This is a genomic window from Pseudomonadota bacterium (assembly GCA_036339585.1).
In the GTDB taxonomy this organism is placed as follows: domain Bacteria; phylum Pseudomonadota; class Alphaproteobacteria; order UBA8366; family UBA8366; genus UBA8366.
The window spans coordinates 73,671-97,495 of record JAYZAS010000005.1 but is presented as its reverse complement, the minus strand read 5'-3'; the positions used below and the strand labels follow the sequence as shown (position 1 = coordinate 97,495).

20 protein-coding genes are annotated in these 23,825 nt (G+C 44.3%); 12 read left to right on the top strand and 8 right to left on the bottom strand.

Features of this window, described 5'->3' with window-relative positions; all coding sequences use genetic code 11:
- Window positions 1-147: 147 nt before the first annotated feature.
- Both gatA and gatC read right to left on the bottom strand, forming a co-directional pair.
- Entirely contained in the window at window positions 148-1,623 is a 1,476-nt protein-coding gene (gatA, locus tag VX941_05885) for an Asp-tRNA(Asn)/Glu-tRNA(Gln) amidotransferase subunit GatA (GenBank protein ID MEE2932936.1), read from the bottom strand.
- Window positions 1,620-1,907: an Asp-tRNA(Asn)/Glu-tRNA(Gln) amidotransferase subunit GatC gene (gatC, locus tag VX941_05880; protein ID MEE2932935.1), complete on the bottom strand. Its 288-nt coding sequence runs from the start codon at window positions 1,905-1,907 to the stop codon at window positions 1,620-1,622. Before gatC ends, gatA begins: the two co-directional genes overlap by 4 nt.
- 86 nt (window positions 1,908-1,993) lie before the next feature.
- Here gatC and ruvX point away from each other — a divergent pair, with 86 nt between their 5' ends.
- The 10 genes from ruvX to VX941_05830 all read left to right on the top strand — a co-directional run bounded on the left by ruvX (window position 1,994) and on the right by VX941_05830 (window position 15,296).
- Window positions 1,994-2,473: a Holliday junction resolvase RuvX gene (gene ruvX / locus VX941_05875; GenBank protein MEE2932934.1), complete on the top strand. Its 480-nt coding sequence runs from the start codon at window positions 1,994-1,996 to the stop codon at window positions 2,471-2,473.
- Window positions 2,474-2,571: 98 nt separating this feature from the next.
- Window positions 2,572-3,558: an aspartate carbamoyltransferase catalytic subunit gene (locus VX941_05870; protein ID MEE2932933.1), complete on the top strand. Its 987-nt coding sequence runs from the start codon at window positions 2,572-2,574 to the stop codon at window positions 3,556-3,558.
- The gene (pyrC, locus tag VX941_05865) at window positions 3,555-4,853 is read left to right on the top strand and encodes a dihydroorotase (GenBank protein MEE2932932.1); all 1,299 of its coding nucleotides are present in this window, start codon (window positions 3,555-3,557) and stop codon (window positions 4,851-4,853) included. The genes VX941_05870 and pyrC overlap by 4 nt, the downstream gene beginning before the upstream one ends.
- A 9-nt stretch (window positions 4,854-4,862) precedes the next feature.
- Complete coding sequence (gene plsY / locus VX941_05860) at window positions 4,863-5,468, top strand: glycerol-3-phosphate 1-O-acyltransferase PlsY (GenBank protein ID MEE2932931.1); 606 nt, start codon at window positions 4,863-4,865, stop codon at window positions 5,466-5,468.
- A 537-nt stretch (window positions 5,469-6,005) separates the two neighbouring features.
- Complete coding sequence (gene topA, locus VX941_05855) at window positions 6,006-8,642, top strand: type I DNA topoisomerase (GenBank protein ID MEE2932930.1); 2,637 nt, start codon at window positions 6,006-6,008, stop codon at window positions 8,640-8,642.
- A gap of 6 nt (window positions 8,643-8,648) precedes the next feature.
- Entirely contained in the window at window positions 8,649-10,850 is a 2,202-nt protein-coding gene (rnr, locus tag VX941_05850) for a ribonuclease R (protein MEE2932929.1), read from the top strand.
- 139 nt (window positions 10,851-10,989) lie between these two features.
- Complete coding sequence (locus VX941_05845) at window positions 10,990-12,534, top strand: S41 family peptidase (GenBank protein ID MEE2932928.1); 1,545 nt, start codon at window positions 10,990-10,992, stop codon at window positions 12,532-12,534.
- Between the two features lie 27 nt (window positions 12,535-12,561).
- Window positions 12,562-13,260 carry an NUDIX hydrolase gene (locus VX941_05840; protein ID MEE2932927.1) on the top strand — a complete coding sequence of 233 codons (699 nt, stop codon included), beginning with the start codon at window positions 12,562-12,564 and terminating at the stop codon, window positions 13,258-13,260.
- A gap of 97 nt (window positions 13,261-13,357) precedes the next feature.
- Window positions 13,358-13,525, top strand: a complete 168-nt coding sequence (rpmG, locus tag VX941_05835; GenBank protein ID MEE2932926.1) for a 50S ribosomal protein L33 — start codon at window positions 13,358-13,360, stop codon at window positions 13,523-13,525.
- Between the two features lie 481 nt (window positions 13,526-14,006).
- A complete protein-coding gene (locus tag VX941_05830) occupies window positions 14,007-15,296 on the top strand; it encodes a DNA polymerase IV (protein MEE2932925.1) in 1,290 nt (429 codons plus the stop codon).
- Here VX941_05830 and VX941_05825 read toward each other — a convergent pair.
- Together VX941_05825 and aspS are read right to left on the bottom strand one after the other, a co-directional pair.
- Window positions 15,293-16,063 carry a DUF1849 family protein gene (locus VX941_05825; protein ID MEE2932924.1) on the bottom strand — a complete coding sequence of 257 codons (771 nt, stop codon included), beginning with the start codon at window positions 16,061-16,063 and terminating at the stop codon, window positions 15,293-15,295. The two genes, VX941_05830 and VX941_05825, sit on opposite strands and share 4 nt — an antisense overlap.
- 109 nt (window positions 16,064-16,172) lie before the next feature.
- Window positions 16,173-17,957, bottom strand: a complete 1,785-nt coding sequence (gene aspS / locus VX941_05820; GenBank protein ID MEE2932923.1) for an aspartate--tRNA ligase — start codon at window positions 17,955-17,957, stop codon at window positions 16,173-16,175.
- Window positions 17,958-18,084: 127 nt separating this feature from the next.
- Between aspS and rnd the strand changes: the two genes are divergently transcribed.
- Both rnd and VX941_05810 read left to right on the top strand, forming a co-directional pair.
- Complete coding sequence (rnd, locus tag VX941_05815) at window positions 18,085-19,248, top strand: ribonuclease D (protein MEE2932922.1); 1,164 nt, start codon at window positions 18,085-18,087, stop codon at window positions 19,246-19,248.
- On the top strand, window positions 19,248-20,261 hold the full coding sequence (locus VX941_05810) for a M23 family metallopeptidase (GenBank protein ID MEE2932921.1): 1,014 nt from the start codon (window positions 19,248-19,250) through the stop codon (window positions 20,259-20,261). The genes rnd and VX941_05810 overlap by 1 nt, the downstream gene beginning before the upstream one ends.
- Before the next feature lie 2 nt (window positions 20,262-20,263).
- Here VX941_05810 and VX941_05805 read toward each other — a convergent pair whose 3' ends face one another.
- The 4 genes from VX941_05805 to VX941_05790 are packed head-to-tail and all read right to left on the bottom strand — an operon-like array spanning window position 20,264 to window position 23,764.
- The gene (locus tag VX941_05805; GenBank protein MEE2932920.1) at window positions 20,264-20,935 is read right to left on the bottom strand and encodes a DnaA/Hda family protein; all 672 of its coding nucleotides are present in this window, start codon (window positions 20,933-20,935) and stop codon (window positions 20,264-20,266) included.
- A gap of 7 nt (window positions 20,936-20,942) precedes the next feature.
- Window positions 20,943-22,031 carry an AI-2E family transporter gene (locus VX941_05800; protein MEE2932919.1) on the bottom strand — a complete coding sequence of 363 codons (1,089 nt, stop codon included), beginning with the start codon at window positions 22,029-22,031 and terminating at the stop codon, window positions 20,943-20,945.
- A 5-nt stretch (window positions 22,032-22,036) separates the two neighbouring features.
- Window positions 22,037-22,633 (bottom strand): CDP-alcohol phosphatidyltransferase family protein, encoded by a 597-nt coding sequence (locus VX941_05795; GenBank protein MEE2932918.1) that lies wholly within the window; start codon window positions 22,631-22,633, stop codon window positions 22,037-22,039.
- An 18-nt stretch (window positions 22,634-22,651) separates the two neighbouring features.
- Window positions 22,652-23,764: a DUF2066 domain-containing protein gene (locus VX941_05790; protein ID MEE2932917.1), complete on the bottom strand. Its 1,113-nt coding sequence runs from the start codon at window positions 23,762-23,764 to the stop codon at window positions 22,652-22,654.
- Window positions 23,765-23,825: the final 61 nt, after the last annotated feature.

The following is a 23,825-nucleotide window of genomic DNA, read 5'->3' as shown; positions in this document are numbered from 1 at the left end:
GTATTTAGTAACAATTTTCTCTATTTCTAAAATTTAGTTTCAAAAAACTGTACATTTTCAAAAATATTAAAAATGCGTGCACCTACGGACAAAAAATCAGCCTATTAACCTCCATGTCATGATAAGCAAAAAAACTCATTACATGTTTTAAGCTGCCAATTTTGGTTTCTCTTTGAAATTAGCAGCCAGCTCCAACAAACCAGCCCCTCTGAATAATAATTCTTCATCGAATGGCTTAGCTATTAATTGCAGGCCTAGGGGTAAGCCTTCAGAAGAGAGACCTACCGGCACCGATATGGCAGGTAGGCCTGCCATACTAGCAGGCACAGTAAAAATATCATTTAAATACATTGCTATCGGATCGTTTATTTTTTCTCCTTGAACGAATGCAGCACTGGGTGCTGTCGGGGTTAGCAATAGATCAACACTCTTCCAGCTATTTCTGAAGTCGTCAGCAATTTTGGTGCGCACCTTCTGAGCTTTTAGGTAATAGGCATCGTAGTAACCTGCTGATAGGACATAAGTGCCAATCATTATTCTTCGCCGTACCTCCCGCCCAAACCCCTCTGCGCGGGTATTCTCATACATTTCTTGAAGGTCCTTACCCTCAATACGAAGTCCATAACGAACACCATCATATCGCGCTAAATTTGAGGAAGCCTCAGCGGGCGCTACAATGTAATAGGTGGGCAAAGCATACTTAGTGTGCGGTAGACTTACATCTTTAACTTCCGCTCCGGCCTCTTTAAACCAAGTGATGCCTTTATCCCAAATACATTGAATCTCTTTTGGCATCCCCTCCAAGAAATATTCTTGCGGAACACCCACGCGCACACCTTTTACATTTTTTTTAAGAGCGGCTTCGTAGTCGGGCACCTCTATGTTAACAGACGTAGAATCTTTTGCGTCATACCCAGCCATCTCTCCTAGCATAATCGCGCTATCTCGTACTGTGCGCGTAAGCGGTCCTGCTTGATCAAGGGATGAAGCAAAAGCAATCATACCCCAGCGGGAACAACGCCCATAGGTAGGCTTTATACCAACAACACCGCAAAAACTTGCAGGTTGACGGATTGACCCTCCAGTATCTGTACCAAGAGCCCCCATGACTGCTCGCGCTGCCACAGCCGCTGCAGATCCACCGGATGATCCACCTGGAACTAACTTCACTGTCGGTTCATTGACACGCTGCCATGGGTTTGTCACAGGGCCATAGTAACTGGTCTCATTTGATGAGCCCATAGCAAATTCATCCATGTTCGTCTTACCAAGCATTACGGCACCCGCATTCCATAGATGTTTAGTGACGGTTGACTCGTAACAAGGTGTATATCCCGTTAACATTTTACTCGCAGCGGATGCCAGCACGCCGTGGGTACAGAATAAGTCTTTTACGGCGATTGGAATACCTTCCAGCTTGCCTTGATTACCCGACAAACGTTGGGTGTCTGATTTTTCAGCTTTAGACAATGCCTGTTCGCAAGTTTCAGTAATAAACAAGTTAAGGCTGGAAGTTGCCTCCATAGCTCTGATATGCGCTTCTGTTAACTCTACCGATGAAATATCTCCAGCAATGAGCAAATTTCGAGCTTCAGCGATAGTGAGATCGGTTAAGATCATTATTCGACGACCTTTGGCACAGTAAAAAAATGCTCAACGGCCTCTGGGGCATTAGCAGTAATTCTCTCAGGATAGCCTCCATCATTCGGATTATCTTTCCGCAACGAGGCTGATGCTTGAACGACAGAGGTCATTGGCTCAATGTCATTAGTATCGACTTTATCTAACTCTTCAACCCAATCGAAAATATTTGTTAATTCCGATGCGAGCTCTTCTCTCTCTTCAGCAGATACCTTTATGCGCGCTAAAAGTGCAATTTTTTGAATAATCTTGTGGTCAATACTCATAATCAACGCTATCCCAAAATACCAATCTTCCGTGAAGGCTAACAATCACCCTTGCAGGTATCAATAACAACACCGTAAGCTTTATTATGACAATAGAAAAATTAGTCAATTTAGCCAAAAAAAAACCCAAAAATGGTCGTTGGCTTGGTGTTGACCTCGGATCAAAGACATTAGGACTAGCGATTACTGATCCAAATTTAATTATTGCAACCCCTTTGAAAACACTTCCACGAACTAAGTTTTCAAAAGACCTGCCTTATCTCCAAAAAGTGATTACTGAGTACACTGTAAGCAGTTTTGTATTTGGCCTTCCAACTAATATGAGCGGCGAAGAAGGGCGACGTGCTCAAGCAACTCGTGATTTTGTATCTAATTTATCTACACATATAAGTCTCCCAGTGGTTTTCTGGGACGAACGCCTTTCAACCGTTGCGGTTCAAAGATTAATGATTGATGAAGCTAATCTTAGCCGACAAAAAAGAGCTCGTTCTGTCGACAAAATGGCAGCCGCCTTCATCTTGCAGGGTGCACTTGATGCGTTAAAAAATCATGTATCAGAGACATAAAATCGCAATCCAGATAAATCCCTACAATACAAAAATATTGATTTTGAATTTAAAGACTCTTGCCACCTCAGCTACTTCGCCGTTATACATTGAATTTAATGGAATCTAAGCGGAAAGCGGTTAAAAGTCCGCAAAACCCACCTGCTCGCGCATTTCCCCACAAACATCTTTTGGGGATAGAAGGGCTTAGTCCACAAGAAATTCAAATACTATTAGATCTTGCAGACTCCTATGTTGAACAGAATAGGGCTGAGAATAAAAAAACCGATCTATTGCGTGGGCGCACTCTAATTAACTTATTCTTCGAAAATTCAACAAGGACGAGAACCTCTTTCGAACTTGCCGGAAAGAGACTCGGTGGGGATACTATAAACATGGCTGTTTCCACCAGTTCCATTAAAAAAGGCGAGACGTTAATTGATACCGCAATGACACTGAATGCAATGCATCCCGATATCTTGTGCGTTCGCCATCCGCATTCTGGAGCAGTACAGTTGCTTGCGGAGAAGGTAAACTGCTCGGTAGTTAACGGTGGTGACGGTACTCATGAACACCCCACTCAAGCGTTACTGGATGCACAAACAATTCGGCGAAGGTACGGAAAAATAGAGGGGTTGTCGGTAGCAATTTCCGGTGACGTTTTACACAGCCGTGTCGCACGGTCAAATATGTGTCTTTTGACTACGATGGGTGCAAAAGTGCGCCTCGTCGCCCCACCGACGCTTCTCCCCACAGACGTTGAAAGATATGGCGTAGATATATTTCACAACCTCGAAGATGGAATCTCTGGTTGCGATATCGTAATGATGCTGCGACTTCAAACCGAACGAATGCAAGGTATGTATGTTCCATCGATACGAGAATATTTTCGTTTCTATGGATTAACCAAAGAAAAACTCAATGCAGCTAATCCTGATGCGCTTGTGATGCACCCCGGCCCTATGAACCGCGGTGTGGAGATCGATAGTGAGTTAGCTGACGACATAGATCGATCTCTTATTAGAGAGCAGGTTGAAATGGGAGTAGCAGTACGAATGGCTGTATTTGAAGTTTTAACGCGCAATAAATTGAATAAAGCTCAATGAGCTTGGGGCCGACCATATATTTCAATGTACGTCTCCTCGACCCGGCAACGGGTCTTGACAGTATAGGTGCTCTTCTTACCCAGGATGGAATCGTTGTCGATTATGGTCCTGGGTTAGACAAAAATAGTTTGCCGAGCAAAGCAAGGATGATTGATTGCACTGGTCTATGCCTTTCGCCGGGTTTTATCGATATCCGAGTTCATTTAAGAGAGCCAGGTGAGGAGTATAAAGAAACAATCGAGACTGCTGGGCAAGCAGCAGCGACAGGCGGTGTAACCGCAATGGTATGCCTTCCAAACACACAACCACCTGTTGACGATGTATCTGTAGTGGAGTTCATAGCCCGGCGCGCTCGTGAAGCAAAGCTTGTAAAGGTTTACACTTACGGAACTGTAACTCGTGCGACGGAAGGAGAACAATTAACAGAGATGGGGCTCTTGTCTGAGGCCGGTGCTGTAGCGTTCACAGATGGTACAAAAGCGATCTCAAATGCCATGGTGATGAGTCGGGCCCTCAGTTATGCAAGTGGCTTTGGATTAATCATTGTCCAGCATCCGGAGGAGCCATTCCTTGCTAAAGATGGCGTCATGAACGAAAGCGAGATATCGACACGGCTAGGTCTACCGGGCATTCCAACTGCCGCTGAGGCGATCATGCTAGAGCGCGATATCAGATTAGTCGAAATGACCGGCGGACGTTATCATGCTGCACATATTTCTACTGCAGATGGCGTTGCAATTGTCCGCGCCGCCAAGAATCGAGGCCTCAGTATAACCTGCGACACAGCACCACATTATTTCGCGCTAAATGAAAATGCTATCGGCGACTATCGAAGCTTTGCTAAATTATCACCGCCATTGCGGAGCGAGGACGATCGTCTCGCCGTGGTTAGCGCATTGGCTGACGGCACGATTGATATAATTGCCAGCGACCACTCGCCCCAAGATCAGGAGTCCAAACGACTACCATTTATCCAAGCAGAATGTGGTGCCATAGGACTAGAGACTCTTCTGCCACTTACGCTTGAATTAGTTCACAACGGTGAACTCTCATTGCTTGCCGCATTAGAGAAAATTACTTCAAAACCAGCGACACTCTTCAATTTGCCAGGGGGTAAATTACAGCGCGGAGCGCCGGCAGATATTGTACTTTTTGACCCTAACAAGCCTTGGGTACTTCGAGAAGAGAATTTTTCTAGCAAATCCAAAAATTCCCCGTATGACGGACGACCCGTCCAGGGAATAGTGCACGAAACTATTGTTGATGGTAGAAGCGTTTTCAAATTCGCACCGTAGGATCGACTTTTGGACACTCAATTTTTATCTTTCCTAATCATTGCTTTTATAAGCTATTTGCTGGGGTCAATCTCATTCGGGTTGATTTTTACAAAACTTGCCGGCCATGGTGACATACGAAAGGTTGGCTCTGGTAACATTGGCGCAACCAATGTTCTTCGCACGGGTAATAAATTACTAGCATTGGCAACACTAATTTTCGATGCAGGGAAAGGTTCAGTTGCAGTACTTCTGGCAGGAAATTATGGCAATGACGCTATGAATCTTGCTGCCGTTGCTGTCTTGGTCGGTCATATTTTCCCTGTGTGGCTAAATTTTGCGGGCGGAAAAGGCGTTGCAACCGGGGCAGGCATTTATATCGCCATGTCTTGGCCCGTGGCTGCATGCGCCCTGGGCGCTTGGGTATTCACGGCTGTAATAACAAGATATTCGTCGCTCGCAGCTCTTGTTGCAGTCGGCCTCACTCCGGTGATTGCTTTTTTGTTAGAGCCTAGCTTAATTTCTACGACTGTTCTGCTTGCATTGCTCGTTATTTACCGCCACAGAGAAAACATTGAAAGACTTCTCGCTGGCACAGAAGACAAGATAGGTGCCAGCGCAAACAAAAAAAATTAGCGCTTCAAAAAATGTCTCGATCCGATCATCTTTGAGAAACGAAAAAAACATTATCTAATGAAAGAGTAAGTTTCAGTTTCCCCGCAATTTTTTCATATGTGACATGGTATATTTTCTTTTAGTTTCGCTACAGACGCGTTGCTTTCGCGCATTGTACAGGCACTTTAAGTTACAATTAATTTTAAAACGATCAAACAAAGGCCAGCGTGCCCAGAACCAAATGGAACGTTTTCCTTTTTTTAGAATATTAGCCTGTTCATCAAAATTAGCCTATTCATTGAAACAGTGAAATGCTCAGCTCTACAAAAAATAATATCCGCCATGTTGAATTAAATTTATTTTAATTCGCAAATAAGGAAAATTATTTTTAATCTAACTATATGTTTTTAAATATTTTTTAAGATTAGTCGCTAACTTAGAAAGGTCATAGCCGGATACTTATTTTACAAATCCGTAAATTTTTTGGTGTGCTTTTAGTTGACGAAACGCCTTACCGATGCCAATTCCTAGCGATATCAGTTCTGTTAAAGGCAATCAATGGACGTTGTTATTGTTGAATCGCCTGCAAAGGCTAAAACCATAAACAAATACCTTGGGGGCAATTTCCGAGTATTGGCTAGCTATGGCCATGTCCGAGATCTCCCTGCAAAGGACGGATCTGTTAAACCCGACGATAATTTTTCAATGTCATGGGAAGTGGCAGCAGATTCTAAAAAGAGGGTCGATGCTATAGCTGACGCACTTAAAGGTGCTGAACATCTTTATCTAGCGACCGACCCAGATCGAGAAGGGGAAGCGATTTCGTGGCATGTCCAAGAAGTTTTAGAACAACGTAATGCTCTCAATAATATCACAGTTAAACGAGTAGTCTTCCATGAAATTACAAAAACGGCCGTTCTTGATGCGATTGCGCACCCCCGGGATGTTAATCAAGATTTGGTAGAAGCATATCTTGCACGGCGCGCCTTAGATTATCTTGTTGGATTTACGCTGTCACCTGTTCTATGGCGTAAATTGCCTGGATCACGTTCAGCCGGGCGCGTACAGTCAGTGGCCCTACGATTAATCTGTGAACGGGAATCCGAGATCGAAATATTTAAACCAAAAGAATATTGGTCAATAACAGGCAGCTTTAAAACCTCATCCGGAGACAAATTCGATGCGCGACTTACTCACTTCAAAGGGAAGCGCCTAAAACGATTAGATATAACTAATAAGAAAAGTGCGGATGAAGCAAAACTCGCAATTGAACAACGAAAGTTCCAAATCGGTGAGATCGAAAGAAAAACCGTGCGCCGCAATCCAGCACCGCCTTTTACCACCTCAACGCTGCAACAAGAGGCGAGCCGTAAGCTTGGCTTTAGTGCTTCACGCACTATGCAAACTGCCCAAAAACTTTATGAGGGCATTAACATTGACGGAGAAAATGTCGGCTTAATTACGTATATGCGAACAGACAGCGTAACTTTGAGCAATGATGCAATATCTGCTAGTCGTAAATTGATTAAAGAAGATTACGGGCCTTCATATCTGCCTGACAGCCCACGGATTTATAAGACAAAAGCAAAAAATGCCCAAGAAGCTCATGAGGCCATACGCCCGACCGACTTTCTTCGGCGACCGCTCCAACTAGCCCAGTTGCTTGATGGTCCTCAACTCAGCCTCTATGAATTGATTTGGAACCGCACCGTAGCCTGCGAAATGGAAAGCGCAGCCTTTGATCAAGTAGCAGCCGACCTTGCCTGCTCGGATAGAATGGTAACACTTCGGGCCAACGGATCGATATTAAGATTTGACGGTTTTTTAAAACTTTATAAAGAAGGTGAGGACGATAGATCAGGCGAGGATGACTCTGATCGACGCTTACCTTCAATGGAGAAGGGGCAGGCCGTGCAGCAACAGAACGTTGTGAGCACACAGCACTTTACTCAGCCACCACCTCGTTATACCGAAGCTAGCTTAGTAAAAAAAATGGAAGAACTCGGCATTGGCCGACCATCAACGTACGCCTCCATCCTCAAAGTACTTCAGGACAGAAACTATGTCATTCTGGATAAACGTCGATTTGAGCCTGAAGATAGAGGGCGTGTAGTCACTGCTTTTCTGGCAAATTTTTTTAGAAGATACGTTGATTATGATTTTACAGCTGATCTCGAGGAACAGTTGGATAACATATCAGGCGGTACGCTAGATTGGAAAAAAGTATTAGAAGATTTCTGGGTTGCCTTTTCCGTTGCGGTTGATGGAACCAAAGAATTACGCATCTCGGATGTGCTCGATCGTTTAGATGAGGACCTTGGCCCACATTTCTTTGGAGAAGGTGCCGAAGGTGAGCTAGCGCGAAAGTGCCCTGCCTGTGAAGACGGGCGTGTTAATCTTAAAATTGGCAGATATGGAGCCTTCATCGGTTGCAATAATTATCCTGATTGCCGATATACCAAGCAACTAGCGGTCGCGGGGAGTGACTCGGAAACCGCTGACGGCGACGCAGCAGTTGCAGCTGGCCCAAAACTTCTTGGAATAGACCCAACGACTAACCTTAATGTTACACTTCGGAAAGGCCCCTACGGTTTTTACGTACAACTCGGTGACGAATTAGAAAAAGAAAAAGGAAAGAAAGCACCCCCGAAACCAAAACGTGCATCGGTGCCACGTCATATGGATCCAGCAGCACTCGATCTTGATGCGGCTTTGGGATTACTTTCGTTGCCGCGTGAAGTTGGCCCACACCCAGAGACAGGACGAATGATTACCGCCGGAATTGGTCGGTTTGGACCTTACATAAAACACGGTAGTATTTACATTTCTTTAAAAGAAGATGATGTATTGTCAATCGGTCTTAACCGTGCAGTTACTTTGTTTGCAGAGGCTCCTAGCAGCGGTGCCCGCGAAGTGGGGGACCACCCGCGCGATGGCAAGCCGATAACAATACGGAAAGGACGTTGGGGCCTATATGTTAAACATGGACGGGTAAATGCGTCTCTTCCTGACACAACAGAGCCTGACGATTTGACTATTGAGCAAGCAGTTATATTACTTGACGACCGAGCGAAGAAAGGACCACAGAAAAAAGCAACCACGAAAAAAAAGCCGAAAAAGAAAAAACAAAAATCCACCAAAAAACCATCTTCCAAGGCTGGAGCAAGGTTAGTTAAAGATACGGTCGGACAATAATTTTAAATGACGGACCATAAAAACTCGCAGCTTCCCACTCGCGATCAAATACTCGAATTCATATTAAATAATGGTAGAACCGTAGGACGACGCGAAATAGCGCGCACCTTCGGCCTTCGAGGGGCTGACAGGAATTGGCTGCGGCAGGAGCTTAAAAACCTCAAGAAAGAGGGGCTGATTGGAGGCGATCGACGTCGTATGACAAGACCCGATGAAATTCCATATGTCATTGCAATTGAAGTGAGCCACATTAACAGTCACGGAGATGCAATCTGCATACCCTTAAAACAGGATAGGCGACTATCACCGGCCATCATTTACTTATCAATACGCCCAAATAATCCTATCAATCCCGGGGTCGGAGACCGCTTTTTAGCCAGATTAAAAAAAATGCAGGATGGTAGCTATGAAGCTGCACCCATAAGAGTTCTTCCGTCCACACCAGTAAAAATTATTGGTTTAATACATGCAACCACAAATGGCGCAACTATAACCTCGATAGCGCGGAGTGATCGCCAAGATCTCTTCGTAAAAAAAGAAAATTTGCTTGGCGCTACTGACGGCGATTATGTCGTTGCCCAACGCATTTCGCATAATCAACGCGAAGGACGCGTCATAGAGAGACTTGGTGCTGAGAGCGAACCTCAGATTGTCAGCGTTTTAGTGTTGAAGTCAAAAAATATCCCGATAGATTTTGATGCTGAGACAATGGCGCTCGCAAAATCAAAGACCGTTCCAGAGATTGGTACCCGTCGTGATTTTAGAAAAACACAATTTGTAACGATTGATGGAAATGATGCACGTGATTTTGACGATGCTGTTTGGGCAGCACCAGACACAGCAAAGAACAATCGGGACGGCTGGAAACTACGGATTGCGGTAGCAGATGTCGCCTATTACGTGCGGGAAGGGGATGCACTTGATAAGGCGGCTCGCCTTAGGGGCAATTCAATTTATTGCCCAGACCGAGTAGTTCCCATGTTACCCGAGCCTCTATCAAACGGTTTATGCTCCCTCAAACCGAACGAGGACCGTGCCTGCATCGTTGCTTGCATAACAATTGATGCCAAAGGCACAATTATTAAAAAGAATTTTGTGCGGGGCCTGATGCGTTCAGTTGCGAGATTGACCTATGAACAAGTTCAGTCAGTTTATGACGGCATTCCTGACGAAGAAACCGGTTCTCTGACAAAAAAGATTATAAAGCCGTTATATGGAGCATTTGATGTGCTTAATCGAGCACGCCAAAAGCGCGGGGCCCTCGAATTAGAACTACCAGAACGAAAAATAGAGTTTGATAAAACTGGACACGTTCATGCCATCAACGAGCAGCAACGCCTTGACAGCCACCGCATGATTGAAGAATTTATGATAACCGCTAATGTAGCAGCCGCCGAAGTTCTGGAACATAATTCTGAACCAGTAATGTATCGTATCCACGACCGCCCAACAGCTGATAAGATCGAATCGCTCGCCGAGGCTGCAAAAAACCTTGGTTTAAAATTCAAAAAAACTACCACGATCGATCCCCGCTCTTTTTCTTTACTGGTAAAAAACGCGCACAAGAAAAATATCTCAACAATTGTAAACGAAATCGTTCTACGAACCCAAAGTCAGGCTGTATATGGTCCGTTGCGGATCGGTCACTTTGGATTAGGCCTGAAAACTTATTGTCACTTCACTTCACCCATTCGGCGATACTCAGACATATTAGTTCATCGTTCATTGATTACAGCTCTCAAATTGGGTAGTGATGGCCACTCCTCTGGATTTGCGCAAAACTATTCCGCCATAGGTGAAGAGATTTCAAAAACCGAACGCAGGGCCATGGCTGTTGAGCGTGAAGTTAAGAGCCGGCTGATAACGGGTTTCATTGCAGAAAGAATAGGCGCAGAATTCAAAGCACAAATCACAGGGATTACTCGCTTTGGAATATTTGTCCGCTTAAATGATAACGGAGCAGAGGGGCTCATTCCAATTGGGACACTTCCGGGAGATTGGTACAATGTTGACAAAGCCGGTCTTAAAATGACAGAGGAAAAAACCGGCATCCACTTTTATCTCGGTGAAACTGTTGATGTAAAATTGGTAGAAGCATTGCCAATAACAGGAAGCCTAAAATTTGCTATTGTGGCGAAGAATGGAACGGCGTACAGCTCGGGGAAGCGAAAATCGCGGCACAAGAGACACCGTAAAAGTAGTCATTGAATTATTTGCCGGTCAAATTCATGTATTTTAGATATTTCCACCTAAGCCCAAATTATTCACCCCACTGCCACTGTTTCTCTGTAAATACGCAAACCAAGGGCTCGGTAAGATTTCGTCCAAAGCAGCAGTTGTGTGGCTAATGAAGCGGCGAAGTATACTTTGTTTACTGACACTCATAACCGTATTAGCAGGATGCGTTACGCAACATAGAGTGGAAATTGACGAAGTTCGCGAAAACCGTCTCCGCATGTTCACTTACACTATCAATAAAATCGATAAAGTGTATCTTGAGAAAACACAGTTATTAAAATTAGCAATCGCTGGCCTCGATGGACTAAGTCAAATTGACCCAGATTTTTATGTTTCTCAAAAAGGGAATGATTTAATCATTTCCATTGGAAAGGCTGAAGCCTACAGGAACAGGATACCCACAACGCCCGCACAATGGGGATATTATCTTGCCGAGGCACTCGAGAAAGCCTCAACCTTATCACATCATATTGCCAAGGCAGACGACGAAAATATTTTCAAATTATTTTTTACTAATATTCTTGATAAACTCGATAAATATTCGCGCTATGCCTCCGCAAAAAAAGCTGCTGCCAATAGGGTTCAACGACAAGGTTTCGGCGGTATTGGTGTAAGGCTCAAGCGTCACCCCGCGGGAGCTAAGATTGTCAAATTGATTGATGGACTTCCTGCAGCGCATTCAAGTCTCCGCGTCAAAGATGTTATAACAATGGTAAGCGGAATAAACATCGCCGGTGCGTCCATTCAAAAAATACAAAACTTAATACGAGGGCCACTTAATGTCCCTGTATCGCTTCGAGTTCGACGGGGAACAGTTTCTTCGCCAAAGCGCTATTTATTAGATCGCGCCCGAATCACAGCCGAAACGGTTTTTGTCACACAATATGAGAATGTCAGCTTCTTACGTGTCGCCAGTTTTAATAGGAAAACATCTGGGCGAATTAAAGAGTTGATAGAACAAATCTTGCGGCACAGAGGTAAGAAACTGCGTGGTATAGTTCTTGACTTACGCAACAATTCCGGTGGTCTTTTTAATGAATCAGTAAAAATAGCAAACCTATTTTTGGAAACCGGACGGATTGTATCTACCAAAGGAAGACACCGAAAAAGTATCAAGACTTTCAAAGCGACGGCTGGAGACATCCTGAAAGGGTTACCCATGATAGTTCTGATAAATGGCGCAACAGCATCCTCAGCAGAAATCCTCGCCTCAGCTCTACAGGATAATGCCCGGGCAGTAGTTGTAGGAACCTCAAGCTTTGGCAAAGGAACGGTTCAAACCATCTTGCGCCTACCAAATGATGGTGAGCTCATTCTCACTTGGGCCTTACTTCTCGCTCCGTCCGGTTATTCGCTTCAAAAACTTGGAGTGTTCCCGTCCATATGTACATCGGGAGAGTTGGCTGGGCCGAAACTTTTAAAAGCTTTTGACCCTAATAACTTTTTTTCTTTTAAAAAATTCCTTCAAATGCGGCGAGCGCTGAATTCGCAAGCCCTTGATAACGGGAAATTAATTAGAAAAGTATGTCCGTGGAAACCAAAACAAAAAATTAGCCCTGATGAACAAGTTGCAACCATGATACTAGAATCCAAAACTAAATATTCCCAAGCTATAAATCTGGCAAGATTTACATCAATAAATCAGTTTCCGTAAACCAAAGACAACATATCGGATAGGAGAATGGAAAACATTTCAAAAGAGCAAAACCAAAAGCCAGCAGTACCACGTGACGCGGCCAGCATTATAGTCGTGCGCGGTAAAGATAAGAATCCCGATGTCCTTGTAGGAAGAAGACCAAGCACGGCACGTTTTATGCCTAATGTCTGGGTGTTTCCAGGCGGAGCACTTGAAACAAGTGATTTTGAAATCACAACACCTTTCAGCCTCCGTTCTGGCGTTTCATCGCTTTTAACACGAACAAGCAAACCGGAAGTAGCTCACGCGTTGGCTTGGACCGCGCTACGGGAAATGTATGAGGAAACCGGACTATTTATTGGGCGGAAAAGCTCCTTAAACACCCCACCAATAAGTGAAGCCCAATCAGCTTACAATGAATCGGGGCTGGCTCCAGACTTATCTGCTCTGGACTATTTGATGCGTGCATGCACACCAGAATACCAGCCCATTCGTTTCAATACTCGTTTTTTTATCGCTGACGGTTCAGCTGCAAGCGGTCAAATACGTCAAACACCTGAATTAGAGGAAATTTCTTGGGTGCCACTCGATAATCTAATTCAAATGAAGGTTGCAAGTATCACAGAAATAGTGATTAAGCAGACACAACTGTATTTGCAAGAGAAACCAGCCCCGGATTCTAAGCGTAAAATTATGTTTTTCAGTGCAGACATGGACCATAATAGGATTTGGCGTGAGGAGTAACTTTGATGAATTGCCTTGACGTGCAAGGAACAGGAGCGTATCCCGCTAGGATGAATTACAATATGGATTTTTTCTGGAACGGGGATAGGTACAAAATATGGCGAAATCGGCAACTATTCTTATAAAACTCGAAAGCACTGCGGATACTGGTTACTATTACGTTACAAAAAAAAATCCCCGCAACCAAACCGAAAAACTCGAATTTCGCAAATACGATCCTGTAGCTCGCAAGCATGTCCTTTTCAAAGAGGGACGTATCAAGTGAGCCGAGAGAACCTGGGACAGTATTGACTAAAAAAGGTCCTACTAAGGTATTGAGTGACGATCACAAATGTTCATTAGGTAGTGGTAAATATTCTATCTGCCTTTCGATTTTTTTATCGAGAAAACCCTTATCCATGTTAGTAATCGATTCAAAGTTTTGGCGCTTGATACTTGCAATTTAACAAGCAAGCCAAAAGGTACGCTGCCAAATATCGTTTTATAATACTAGTCGCATTTCAAACATTCTTATGTTCAAATTCAGCTTTAAACGGAACCGGCCAGTTCAATGATTTAATACGTGGTCTCGATCACTGTGCATGCGGGGAATAACTGCCGTTTCTTCGAAAACTTGAGATCTTATAGACTCGAGTGATCTTTAACGCCTATCAATTAGCTTATTACCCCACGCTTCATAATCTGTTTTTTGGCATGCAAAGGTAAGTTACAGTGCAGCAGTGTCTCATAAAAATATGGCAAAGGATATGAGTATAGGGGTGCAAATTAATAACAACCAAACCTCGCTTTGTCGCGAATGTTTTTATCAATTTGATCACACTACCGATAAGAAATGCGACCGATGCCCGGCTTGCACGTCACCGCGAGTTACAACGCATCCTGAACTTAAGACCCTCACTATTGCCCATTTAGATTGTGATGCATTTTATGCTGCAGTTGAAAAACGAGATAATCCTGATCTCGCTAAACGCCCTTTGATAATAGGTGGAGGCAAACGGGGTGTCGTAGCGACTGCTTGCTATCTGGCGCGAGTATATGGAGTGAGATCCGCCATGCCTATGTTTAAAGCACGGGCCGCTTGTCCCCATGCGGTCATAATAAAACCTAATATGGAAAAATATAAGGCTGTAGCTGCAGAAATTAGACAGTTAATGAGCTATCTTACTCCGTTGGTGCAGCCAATCTCTATCGATGAAGCCTTCCTTGACCTAAGCGGCACCGAAAGAGTTCACCGTATGTCACCTTCCGAGTCTATAGCGCGATTAGCGAAACGTATAGAAAATGAAACTGGAGTCACTGCTAGCGTGGGCCTGAGTTACAATAAATTTCTCGCTAAAATTGCTTCCGACTTAGATAAACCTCGTGGCTTCGCGATAATTGGAAAAGCAAATGCTTTGGATTTTCTCGCACCTAAGCCAGTTACTTTACTTTGGGGTGTTGGCCGATCCCTAGCTGCCAGACTACGTCGCGATGGAATTTCACAAATAGGACAACTGCAAAAATTATCAGAACAAAAGTTAGTTTCGAGATACGGATCAATAGGCACGCGTTTGTTCCAATTTTCGCGAGGGGAGGATGACCGCCTTGTGATCCCTGACCAAGAAACAAAAAGTATCTCTGCTGAAACAACATTTACAAATAACACTAATGCTTTTGAAGATTTGGAAGAAAGGGTTAACCACCTTTGTGAAAAGGTCTTAATAAAATTAATTGAAAAAGGTTTTGCTGCTGGATCAGTAACCTTAAAACTTAAGCGTGCCGATTTCTCACTTCTAACCCGCACACGGCGCTTGCAGAGCCCCACGCGGCTCCTAGGGTCATTGCAAAAAACTGCGGTAGATATTCTCAAGAGGGAGGCTGACGGCACGTATTTTCGGCTTGTCGGGGTCGGTGCCGCAAATCTAACCAAGGAAACCAAAATGGATCCACCAGATCTTTTCAACAACTATAATACTGACGCTGCTCGGATTGACACCGCAATGGATGCTGTTAGGTCTAAATTTGGGAGCACAAAGATAAGAAAGGGAACCGATTAGCACACAGGCCTTTCCAAGGCTGCAAAGGCGATCATCTCGCCGCGAAATTTTAACTCGCTAAAATTAAAATATAAAACTGGTGCAATGCCGTTGGCTTGGTAGAAAACTTTTACCTCAGCATCCGGCAAAATATCCGCCTTCAAGTTAGCGCCCGCTGAAGGAAAAAAAGAGAGTTTCACTGGGTATACCGACTTGGGATCATAACCCTTGACGAGTTTCTTTAGCTTCATGGCCTTTTGCTTTGGAAAAAAGATCGCCGCAACCGCAGCAGAACCCGCTGGATCACCTCCATCAAAAACAAGCTGCCGGCTGAACCGAGTAACATTTGACGCTCTTTTTAACAGCAATAGAGTATGATGTGATGGAAACATAGTCCCACGATCCAACAAGACTTCTTTACCTTTAGGATTTTCATAATAAACGCGGCCCGGGCCTCCAGACCCATCCAAAATAGCCTCACCCACATATTTTTCGGTTTCTTCACCATTTGCTCCACGACTTATGTTAAATCGGAAACGTAATCCATCTTCAGATTCCCATGTGACCGATATAGCCTTGAATTTTATGGTTTTATTTTCCGGATAGGTAAGCTCTAGGAATAGTCTTTGCTCGCTAGTCCAACCATCACAACGGCGCTTCCAATTATAACTCATAAAGCCGCTCGCATGCACAAGTTGACTGCCAGAAACTACGTCTTCGAGATCCAACTCATATGCAGCTTCGTGAGGCAATATTTTTTTTGCAATATCACTTAATTGGTTCGCCACACCTATCTTATAATTAAACAACACAAAAACAAATAAAATGCCAATTTTGATTTTTGACTCGAACACAAAGAAGAACATATGAATAAATCGCACTTTTGGGTGGCTAATACTAATCATTAACTTTCAGGGGCATCTTTACTCGCAAATGTAATTCCTCTAGATGCGACTGATCCACAGAATTGGGTGCACCCATCATCAGATCTTGTGCCTGTTGGTTCATAGGAAAAGCAACTACTTCGCGTATATTTGGTTCATCAGCAAGAAGCATGACTATGCGGTCTATTCCAGGAGCAGAGCCACCGTGGGGAGGCGCCCCAAATTTTAAGGCATTCAACATACCACCAAAACGTTCTTCAACAACGTCAGCCCCGTAACCAGCAATTTCGAAAGCCTTGTACATTATTTCTGGCAAGTGGTTTCTTATTGCACCTGAGGAAAGCTCAACCCCATTACACACGATATCGTATTGAAAAGCTTTGATCTCAAGTGGATCTTTCGTCTCCAATGCTTCCATACCACCCTGCGGCATTGAAAAAGGATTATGACTAAATTCGATTTTCCTTTTTACCTCATCAAACTCATACATTGGATAATCAACGATCCAACAAAAATCAAACCTTCCCTCCTGAATTAGTTCAAGAGATATTCCGATACGGTTCCTTACAAGCCCCGCGAAACGTGCGGCGTCATTCGGATTGTCACATATAAAGAATACGGCATCGCCATCGACCAATCCAAGAGCTTCTTTGAGTTCAAAAAGTTGATCCTCCTCCAAATTACGAGCAATAGGCCCTTTTCCACCACCTTCAATGAAAATGATGTACCCAAGCCCCGCCGCACCTTCTGATTGCGCCCATTCGTTTAATTTGTCAAAAAAACTTCGCGGCCTGTCGCCTGCACCAGGTCCCGGCACCGCCCTAACTACCGCGCCCTTCTCGATAGCATTTGCAAAGATACTAAAATTTGATCCTCGAAAAGTGTCAGTTACATCGACGATGACCAAAGGGTTACGCAAGTCTGGTTTATCGCTACCATATTTCAGAAGCGCTTCATCATAGGGAATGCGAGGAAACGGTGTTTTTGTGACAAGACGACCATCTGCAAACTCTTCAAAGACGCCCGCTATGACAGGTTCAATCGCCTCAAAAACATCCTCTTGGGTCACAAAGGACATCTCAAAATCTAGCTGATAAAATTCGCCGGGAGATCTATCCGCGCGCGCATCCTCATCTCGAAAGCACGGAGCAATTTGAAAATACCGATCGAAACCTGCAACCATTAGTAACTGTTTAAATTGTTGCGGTGCCTGAGGTAAGGCATAAAACTGCCCAGGGTGAAGACGGCTAGGAACAAGAAAGTCTCGTGCACCCTCCGGAGAGCTGGAAGTAAGTATCGGAGTTTGGTACTCACTGAATCCACTCTCTATCATGCGCCTACGTATTGACGCAATCACAGCCGAACGTAAGATTATATTACGGTGTAATTCTTCACGCCTAAGATCTAAGAACCGATATTTAAGGCGTATATCTTCGGGGTAGCCCGCATCCTGATTAACTGGCATTGGTAACAATTCGGCAGAAGCTTGGAGCGTGAACTGTTCTATCCAAACTTCAACCTCACCACTAGGTATCAAGGTATTTACCGTCTCATTTGAGCGTTTTTTGACCGACCCAGTGACAGTTATTACCGATTCAATAGATAAGGCTTCAACTTCAGCAAAAATGTTACTAGAGGAATCAATTACACATTGGGTAATTCCATAATGATCGCGCAAGTCTATAAAAAGCAAATTCCCGTGATCCCGCGTCCGGTGAACCCAGCCCGACAAGCGTACTTTTTGGCCGGCATTTGCGGTGCGCAACTGATCACAATTATGTGTACGGTAAAGATGCATATGGGGTATCAATGTCGCCTTAATCACTGTAAGCAAGGGGCATTAATTCTAGCGTCTTGTCAAGTTTAACACGTTAGATAATGCTTTTTATTGACGGGAAATTAAATGGGTGTAGCCTCTCATCAGTATGCCAATTATACCAATTACTACTACTGACGCGCTTGCAATCTTTTGCAAACGCCAAAAGAACGCAGAATTTCTGACAGTTGACACAGAATTTATGCGCGAAAAGACTTATTATCCTATCTTATGCCTTATCCAGATTGGCGGGCCTGCCGAGGCAGCAATTATAGATCCCATGGCCACTGGTATAAACCTCGAACCAATACACGATCTTATGTGCGATAAGTCAATTCTAAAGGTTTTTCACGCCGCAAGACAAGACATGGAAATTTTCTATTATGAAATGGGAGAGTTACCCTCTCCAATATTTGACACACAACTAGCAGCGATGGTGTCAGGGTTTGGAGACCAGATTGGCTACGAACCCTTGGTGGCCAAGATTACTGGCGTACGGATGAATAAACAGTCGCGGATCAGTGATTGGTCGCGCCGCCCTCTCACTCCCCAACAACTAACTTATGCCCTCGGGGATGTTACGCACCTTCGGCCCGTCTATGAGAATTTGAATAGTAGCCTCATAGAGAGTGGACGCAGTCATTGGCTTGACGAGGAGATGGCAGTACTGACAGCAAAAAAGACCTACTCAGCAAATCCAATTGATGCATGGCAACGCATCAAAAGCAGAAATAATGAGCCACGGTTTCTAGCAGTTTTGCAAGCCGTTGCGGCTTGGAGGGAACGCGAAGCACAAAGGCGTGACAAACCCCGCAATCGAATCGCTCGCGATGATACACTTCTTGATCTTGCCGGCCGGGCCCCAGGCAATTTCGAAGATCTGAGCCGCACCAGAGGTCTTTCTCCTAATTTTGTAAGAGGCAAAAGTGGCGAAATCCTCCTGTCAGCAATAGCTGAAGGTCAATCAGTTCCTGAATGTCGGGCTCCCAGAAAGAAAATTAAACCACCACTTCCGCAAGGCGTTGGTCCAGTAGCCGAGTTATTGAAAGTAATTCTGAAGCGTTGCAGCGAAGAAACCGGTGTCGCAAGCAAGCTCATAGCCACGGTTTCAGAATTGGAACAAATAGCGGCAGATGACAATGCTGATGTACGTACTCTCAAAGGTTGGCGAAAAAAAATATTTGGAAATCAGGCGCTTGCACTCAAGCGGGGTGAAATTTCAGTAACCATTGAAAAAAACCTCATCAAAGTAATTCCAAAGTGCAAAGTCTAATGTTTATGAGATTTTTGCCTTTTGTTTTTCTTCTTTTTTTTTGTGGAGAAACTTTCGCGCGTCAAAGTCCAAAACCATTTGAGATGCCAATAGATTGTAAATTCGGAAATAATTGTGACCTTGTCTTATTCGTTGATCATGACAAATCAGCCAAGTGGAAGGACTTTCAATGCGGCAATTTAAGCTACAATAACCATCAAGGCACTGATATTCGACTTCGCAGCATTAAGTTAATGCAACGCGGCGTAGATGTTTTAGCTGCAGCTAATGGCCGAGTGATTAAAGTACGCCGCGGGCTTCCAGATGTTTCTTTTAAGGCCATTGGCCATGATATCATCGTACGACGTGGTCTTGGCAATGTTGTTATCCTTGATCATGGAAAAGGATGGCGAACAATTTATGCACATCTCAAAAATGCCAGCATTCGTGTAGCAACAGGTCAGGAAGTCAAGGCTGGTAACGTCCTCGGTCAAGTAGGAATGTCTGGTCTTTCCGAATTTCCCCACTTACATTTCGCTGTCCAACGTCGAGGGAAGGTTGTAGATCCTTTCGCCCCCAAAATATCAGATAATAATAAAAGTTGTGGCATCGAGCAAAAAACTCTGTGGAGCGCGAAAGCTAGGGCTCAATTACGCTACAAGGAGGCATTCATCCTTCAAGCAGGCTTTAGCGATAGTACCAAATTCAATCGTGTTGCATTGACTTATGGATTAGACATTAAAGAAAGGATGGGGCGAAAATCTCCAAACTTTGTGTTTGCTATTGAGTTTGGTGGTGGAAGGCCCGGGGATGAATATGAAATTAGTTTGGTCTCCCCAAGAGCGCAAAGAATAGCATTTTCGAAGAAAAAAATCACACGAATTACCAATATTAAATTCGACTTTGTAGGGCGTAAGGGCTATGGACGAATATGGCCGAAAGGCACTTATAAGGGAATATTTGAGCTTTTCCGTACCGAACGAGGACTACGTCGAAAAATTCTTCGAACCGAGCGCACAATTGAAGTTCTGTAACTTTAAGCTGTTTGTCGTGCAAGCACTTCCCTAGCAAGTGGCACTGTTATTCGACGCTTTTCAATCAGGGCAGCCTCATCCAAAGCAGCAACCAACTTGCTAGCAGCCTCAAAAGTACGCTCCATGCGTGCCATTAAAAAAGTAAGAACTTCAGGGTCAACACTCAGCTGACGATCTGTGAATTGCTTCAGCATTACAGCACCTACTAATGCATCATCTGGAATGCCAATACCTACTGTGGGTGCTGCTTGCAACCGTGAGCGAAGGTCGGCAAGCCCAACAGCCAAACGGGCTGGTGGATCCTCAGCGATTATTAGAAGGTGGCCTCCTTTTTCAGCTGTGGTGTTGTATAGATGTAGGAGCGCCAATTCATCAAAGGGAGATTTTAGAGGATCAATCAAGACAAAATTCTGTTTCTCCAAGTCGGCTGTTGTCTGAACCGTAAGGTCTTCAATTTGCAATCTATCTGCCCCAGACCGTGCGCACCAAATATGACCAAGGTGGCTTTTACCAGACCCGACCGGACCAAAAATAAACAATGCGGGAGCCGGCCAATCAGGCCACCGGTCTACCCAAGCGACAGCATCTTTATTGCAAGGTGCTACAAGGAAATCACTGCTGCCAGCGGCAGAACGATATCCGAAGTCCAACGGTATCTGAGATATTGGTGCCAATACAACCCTATTGCGGTTTCGGAGGATTGGGTTTTTCCGGTAATTCTCCAGCATAAAGCCCACTACGCAAGTAGCAATCGAGAACAAAGCGCACAAGTACGCCAATCACGGCGGCCACTGGCACAGCTAACAGAATGCCAAGAAAACCGAAAAGCGCGCCGCCGGCCATCAATGCAAAAATAATCCAAACAGCGTGCAGACCGACCCGATCGCCAACTAGTTTTGGGGTTACAAAGTTACCCTCCATTATTTGTCCAGCAGCAAACAGCAGGCCGACTGCTAGTATTGGACCATATGAGTCAAATTGTGCAATAGCAAGTCCTAGGCCCACAAGTACTCCCGCTAACATTCCAAAATATGGAACGAATGAAACCATACCCGTACCAAGACCAATAATCAGCCCAAAATCGAGACCAATAATCATTAGTCCTACGGCATAAAATATTCCTAAAATAAGGCAAACCATGAATTGGCCACGCAGGAACCCCGATAAGGTGTTATCTATCAAACGGATCTGTATTTGTATTGTCTTCCGATACGCTGGTGGAAGATATCCATCCAATCGACTAATTATTTTATCCCAATCTCGGAGTAAATAGAACGCAACGATGGGCGTTATTGCTATAATAGAAATTATATTTAATGCTGTTTCAAGGCCACTTAGAAGGCGAAGTATTACACGCCCTGCGATAGCGGCTGCATCTCCAATATATTGACCAAAAATTTTCTCAATTTCGCCTGTACCATCAGTGTCGAATTGGGTCATCAAATAGGCTAACATAGGCATAAATTTGATCTCTAAGATCCGGATATAACCGGGAACTTTCTCGATGAAGTCTGTAATCTGATTAATAAGAAGTGGCGCTAAAAGTGCAAAAGCCATTGCAATAGTGATAAAAAACATACTAGTAACTGCAATTGATGCCCAGATCCTTGTAAAGTGCCGTCGTTCTAACCAATCGCAAACGGGATCAAGCAAATATGCCACCGCAATGCCGATCACGAAAGGCAGTAAAATGCCCTTCAATAAGACAAGCATACTAATAATACCAACAATAATTAAAAGCCAAAGCAGGCTTTTCTGTTGCAAGGTCATATCATTTAATCTCCAAGCTGATTAGTATGACTACTGCTTTCCCTTACATCCTTTTCGTTTGCAGCAACTACGTAGCGATACGCATAGCTGACACCGGATGCGAGAGTTGTTGCCGCAACAACACATTCCACGATAGGCAATATTTGTCCATCGTTCATACCAAGACCACCTTTCGAAAGCACTAGAGCAACTAATATTATCTGTAACGCTGTATTTAGCTTTGAGATGAATAGAGGATGTACAATGACCGGGCGCTCCAAAGGCAATGATAAAAGAACACCACCAATAATTAATACGTCGCGGAAAACAACTAATATCACCAACCAAGTCGAAATTTGACCTTCAATACCGAGTGTGACGAAGCAACTCACCAGTAAAGCCTTGTCTGCCAAAGGGTCAATAAAGCTTCCGAGCCTGCTTGCCGCATCAAAACGTTTCGCAATAAAACCATCGACAGCATCGGAAACCCCAGCTGCAATAAAGATCCAAAGCGCTATTGCCATTTCACTGGATGAGATAAGCCAAACGATAATGGGGACCGCAAACAGCCGTCCAAGCGAAATTAAATTCGGCAATCTCCGCAATGCGTCATGGAATGCCATCGGCTTAAAATCCCCTGTCTATTGGTCTAGCCGTTCTATAGCCCACACGTTTCTCCCTGGATAAGCAGATAAGCCTAAACCAATCTGCTCCAACGCAACACGTAATTGATCAGTTGCGCCTTGAAATCGAATGCGGATTTCAGTTTCTCGTACTGACATACGCCGTATCTCCACGTGCTTAACAGTTGCTACCCGACTCAACCGTTTCTTAATTTCTAACCAATCGGAAAGTCTTTCTGCAGGCACTACAGCAGTCACCGTATTATTGATCCCCCCGCTCAATAAGTTCGCTTGTTTCCAATCTTCCTCGAGTTGTTGTATTTGGGCCAAAACAACTTGTTTCTGAAAATCCGTTTGAGACATCTCAGTCTGGCTCTCGTAGGCAAATAGTTTTTCATCTAAACGATTATTTTTTCCAAAGCTAATCAATTTGATTTCTACTCGTTGAACCCCGCGCTCCGGAATTGTACTGAATTGCGCTATTGAAATTAAGACTCCTCGGGTTTTGTACTTCTCTGACACAGCCCTAAGACCAGCCAAATCTCCGCTACTCGCTTGCTCAGCTGATATCAAAGAGATGTCGGAAAGCTCTCGATGAGGTATTGTAAGAGGTAATAGTCCATCTGAACGAGCATACTCGCCCCACATATCAAACCATGAGTTAGGCTCATCCCAAAGCAACTGAGTATCACCTTCAACTAAGATCGGTAAAACAACCAAAGGGCGGCTCGCAGTCTCTGCAAATGGGATATTCATTTTTTCTAGGAGCCTGCGGACAGCCTTTGGTTTGAAGCGGACATTCACCTTACCCAGGTAGCGACCGCCGCCGAATTTTTCATCAGCAACCGAAAAATCGCGGACTAATTCTGTAACCAGCTGATTATTAGCCTTTGGCAGCTTGTCATGGTCATATAGCATCGTTATGCGTTTTAGGAGTAGTAAGAGTGCTGTTTGCTGCCCGGAAGCTAACGCTTTGGCCTTGGCAGTCAACTCACTTGCAGCCTTCTCATTCACCTCAACATCTCGAACCGTGAACACATCAGCCTTGACTGAAGTACCATGAAGGCTTTGAAACACCAGAGCAAGGAAACAGAAACCAAATAAGTTGACAATTTGTAACAGGCGAAACATTAAATTATAAATCCAATTCGGTATTTTCGTGTGGTGGAATGATATAGTAACCTGAAGGAAC

Bases quoted from the DNA above. Each gene is read 5' to 3' on its own strand.
- aspS (MEE2932923.1), bottom strand. From the start codon at position 17,957: ATGCATCTTTACCGTACACATAATTGTGATCAGTTGCGCACCGCAAAT.
- VX941_05870 (MEE2932933.1), top strand. From the start codon at position 2,572: ATGGAATCTAAGCGGAAAGCGGTTAAAAGTCCGCAAAACCCACCTGCT.
- VX941_05830 (MEE2932925.1), top strand. From the start codon at position 14,007: ATGAGTATAGGGGTGCAAATTAATAACAACCAAACCTCGCTTTGTCGC.
- VX941_05845 (MEE2932928.1), top strand. From the start codon at position 10,990: ATGAAGCGGCGAAGTATACTTTGTTTACTGACACTCATAACCGTATTA.
- ruvX (MEE2932934.1), top strand. From the start codon at position 1,994: ATGACAATAGAAAAATTAGTCAATTTAGCCAAAAAAAAACCCAAAAAT.
- VX941_05795 (MEE2932918.1), bottom strand. From the start codon at position 22,633: ATGGCATTCCATGACGCATTGCGGAGATTGCCGAATTTAATTTCGCTT.
- VX941_05840 (MEE2932927.1), top strand. From the start codon at position 12,562: ATGGAAAACATTTCAAAAGAGCAAAACCAAAAGCCAGCAGTACCACGT.
- gatC (MEE2932935.1), bottom strand. From the start codon at position 1,907: ATGAGTATTGACCACAAGATTATTCAAAAAATTGCACTTTTAGCGCGC.
- rnr (MEE2932929.1), top strand. From the start codon at position 8,649: ATGACGGACCATAAAAACTCGCAGCTTCCCACTCGCGATCAAATACTC.
- topA (MEE2932930.1), top strand. From the start codon at position 6,006: ATGGACGTTGTTATTGTTGAATCGCCTGCAAAGGCTAAAACCATAAAC.
- pyrC (MEE2932932.1), top strand. From the start codon at position 3,555: ATGAGCTTGGGGCCGACCATATATTTCAATGTACGTCTCCTCGACCCG.
- VX941_05800 (MEE2932919.1), bottom strand. From the start codon at position 22,031: ATGACCTTGCAACAGAAAAGCCTGCTTTGGCTTTTAATTATTGTTGGT.
- VX941_05810 (MEE2932921.1), top strand. From the start codon at position 19,248: ATGTTTATGAGATTTTTGCCTTTTGTTTTTCTTCTTTTTTTTTGTGGA.
- VX941_05790 (MEE2932917.1), bottom strand. From the start codon at position 23,764: ATGTTTCGCCTGTTACAAATTGTCAACTTATTTGGTTTCTGTTTCCTT.
- rnd (MEE2932922.1), top strand. From the start codon at position 18,085: ATGCCAATTATACCAATTACTACTACTGACGCGCTTGCAATCTTTTGC.
- rpmG (MEE2932926.1), top strand. From the start codon at position 13,358: ATGGCGAAATCGGCAACTATTCTTATAAAACTCGAAAGCACTGCGGAT.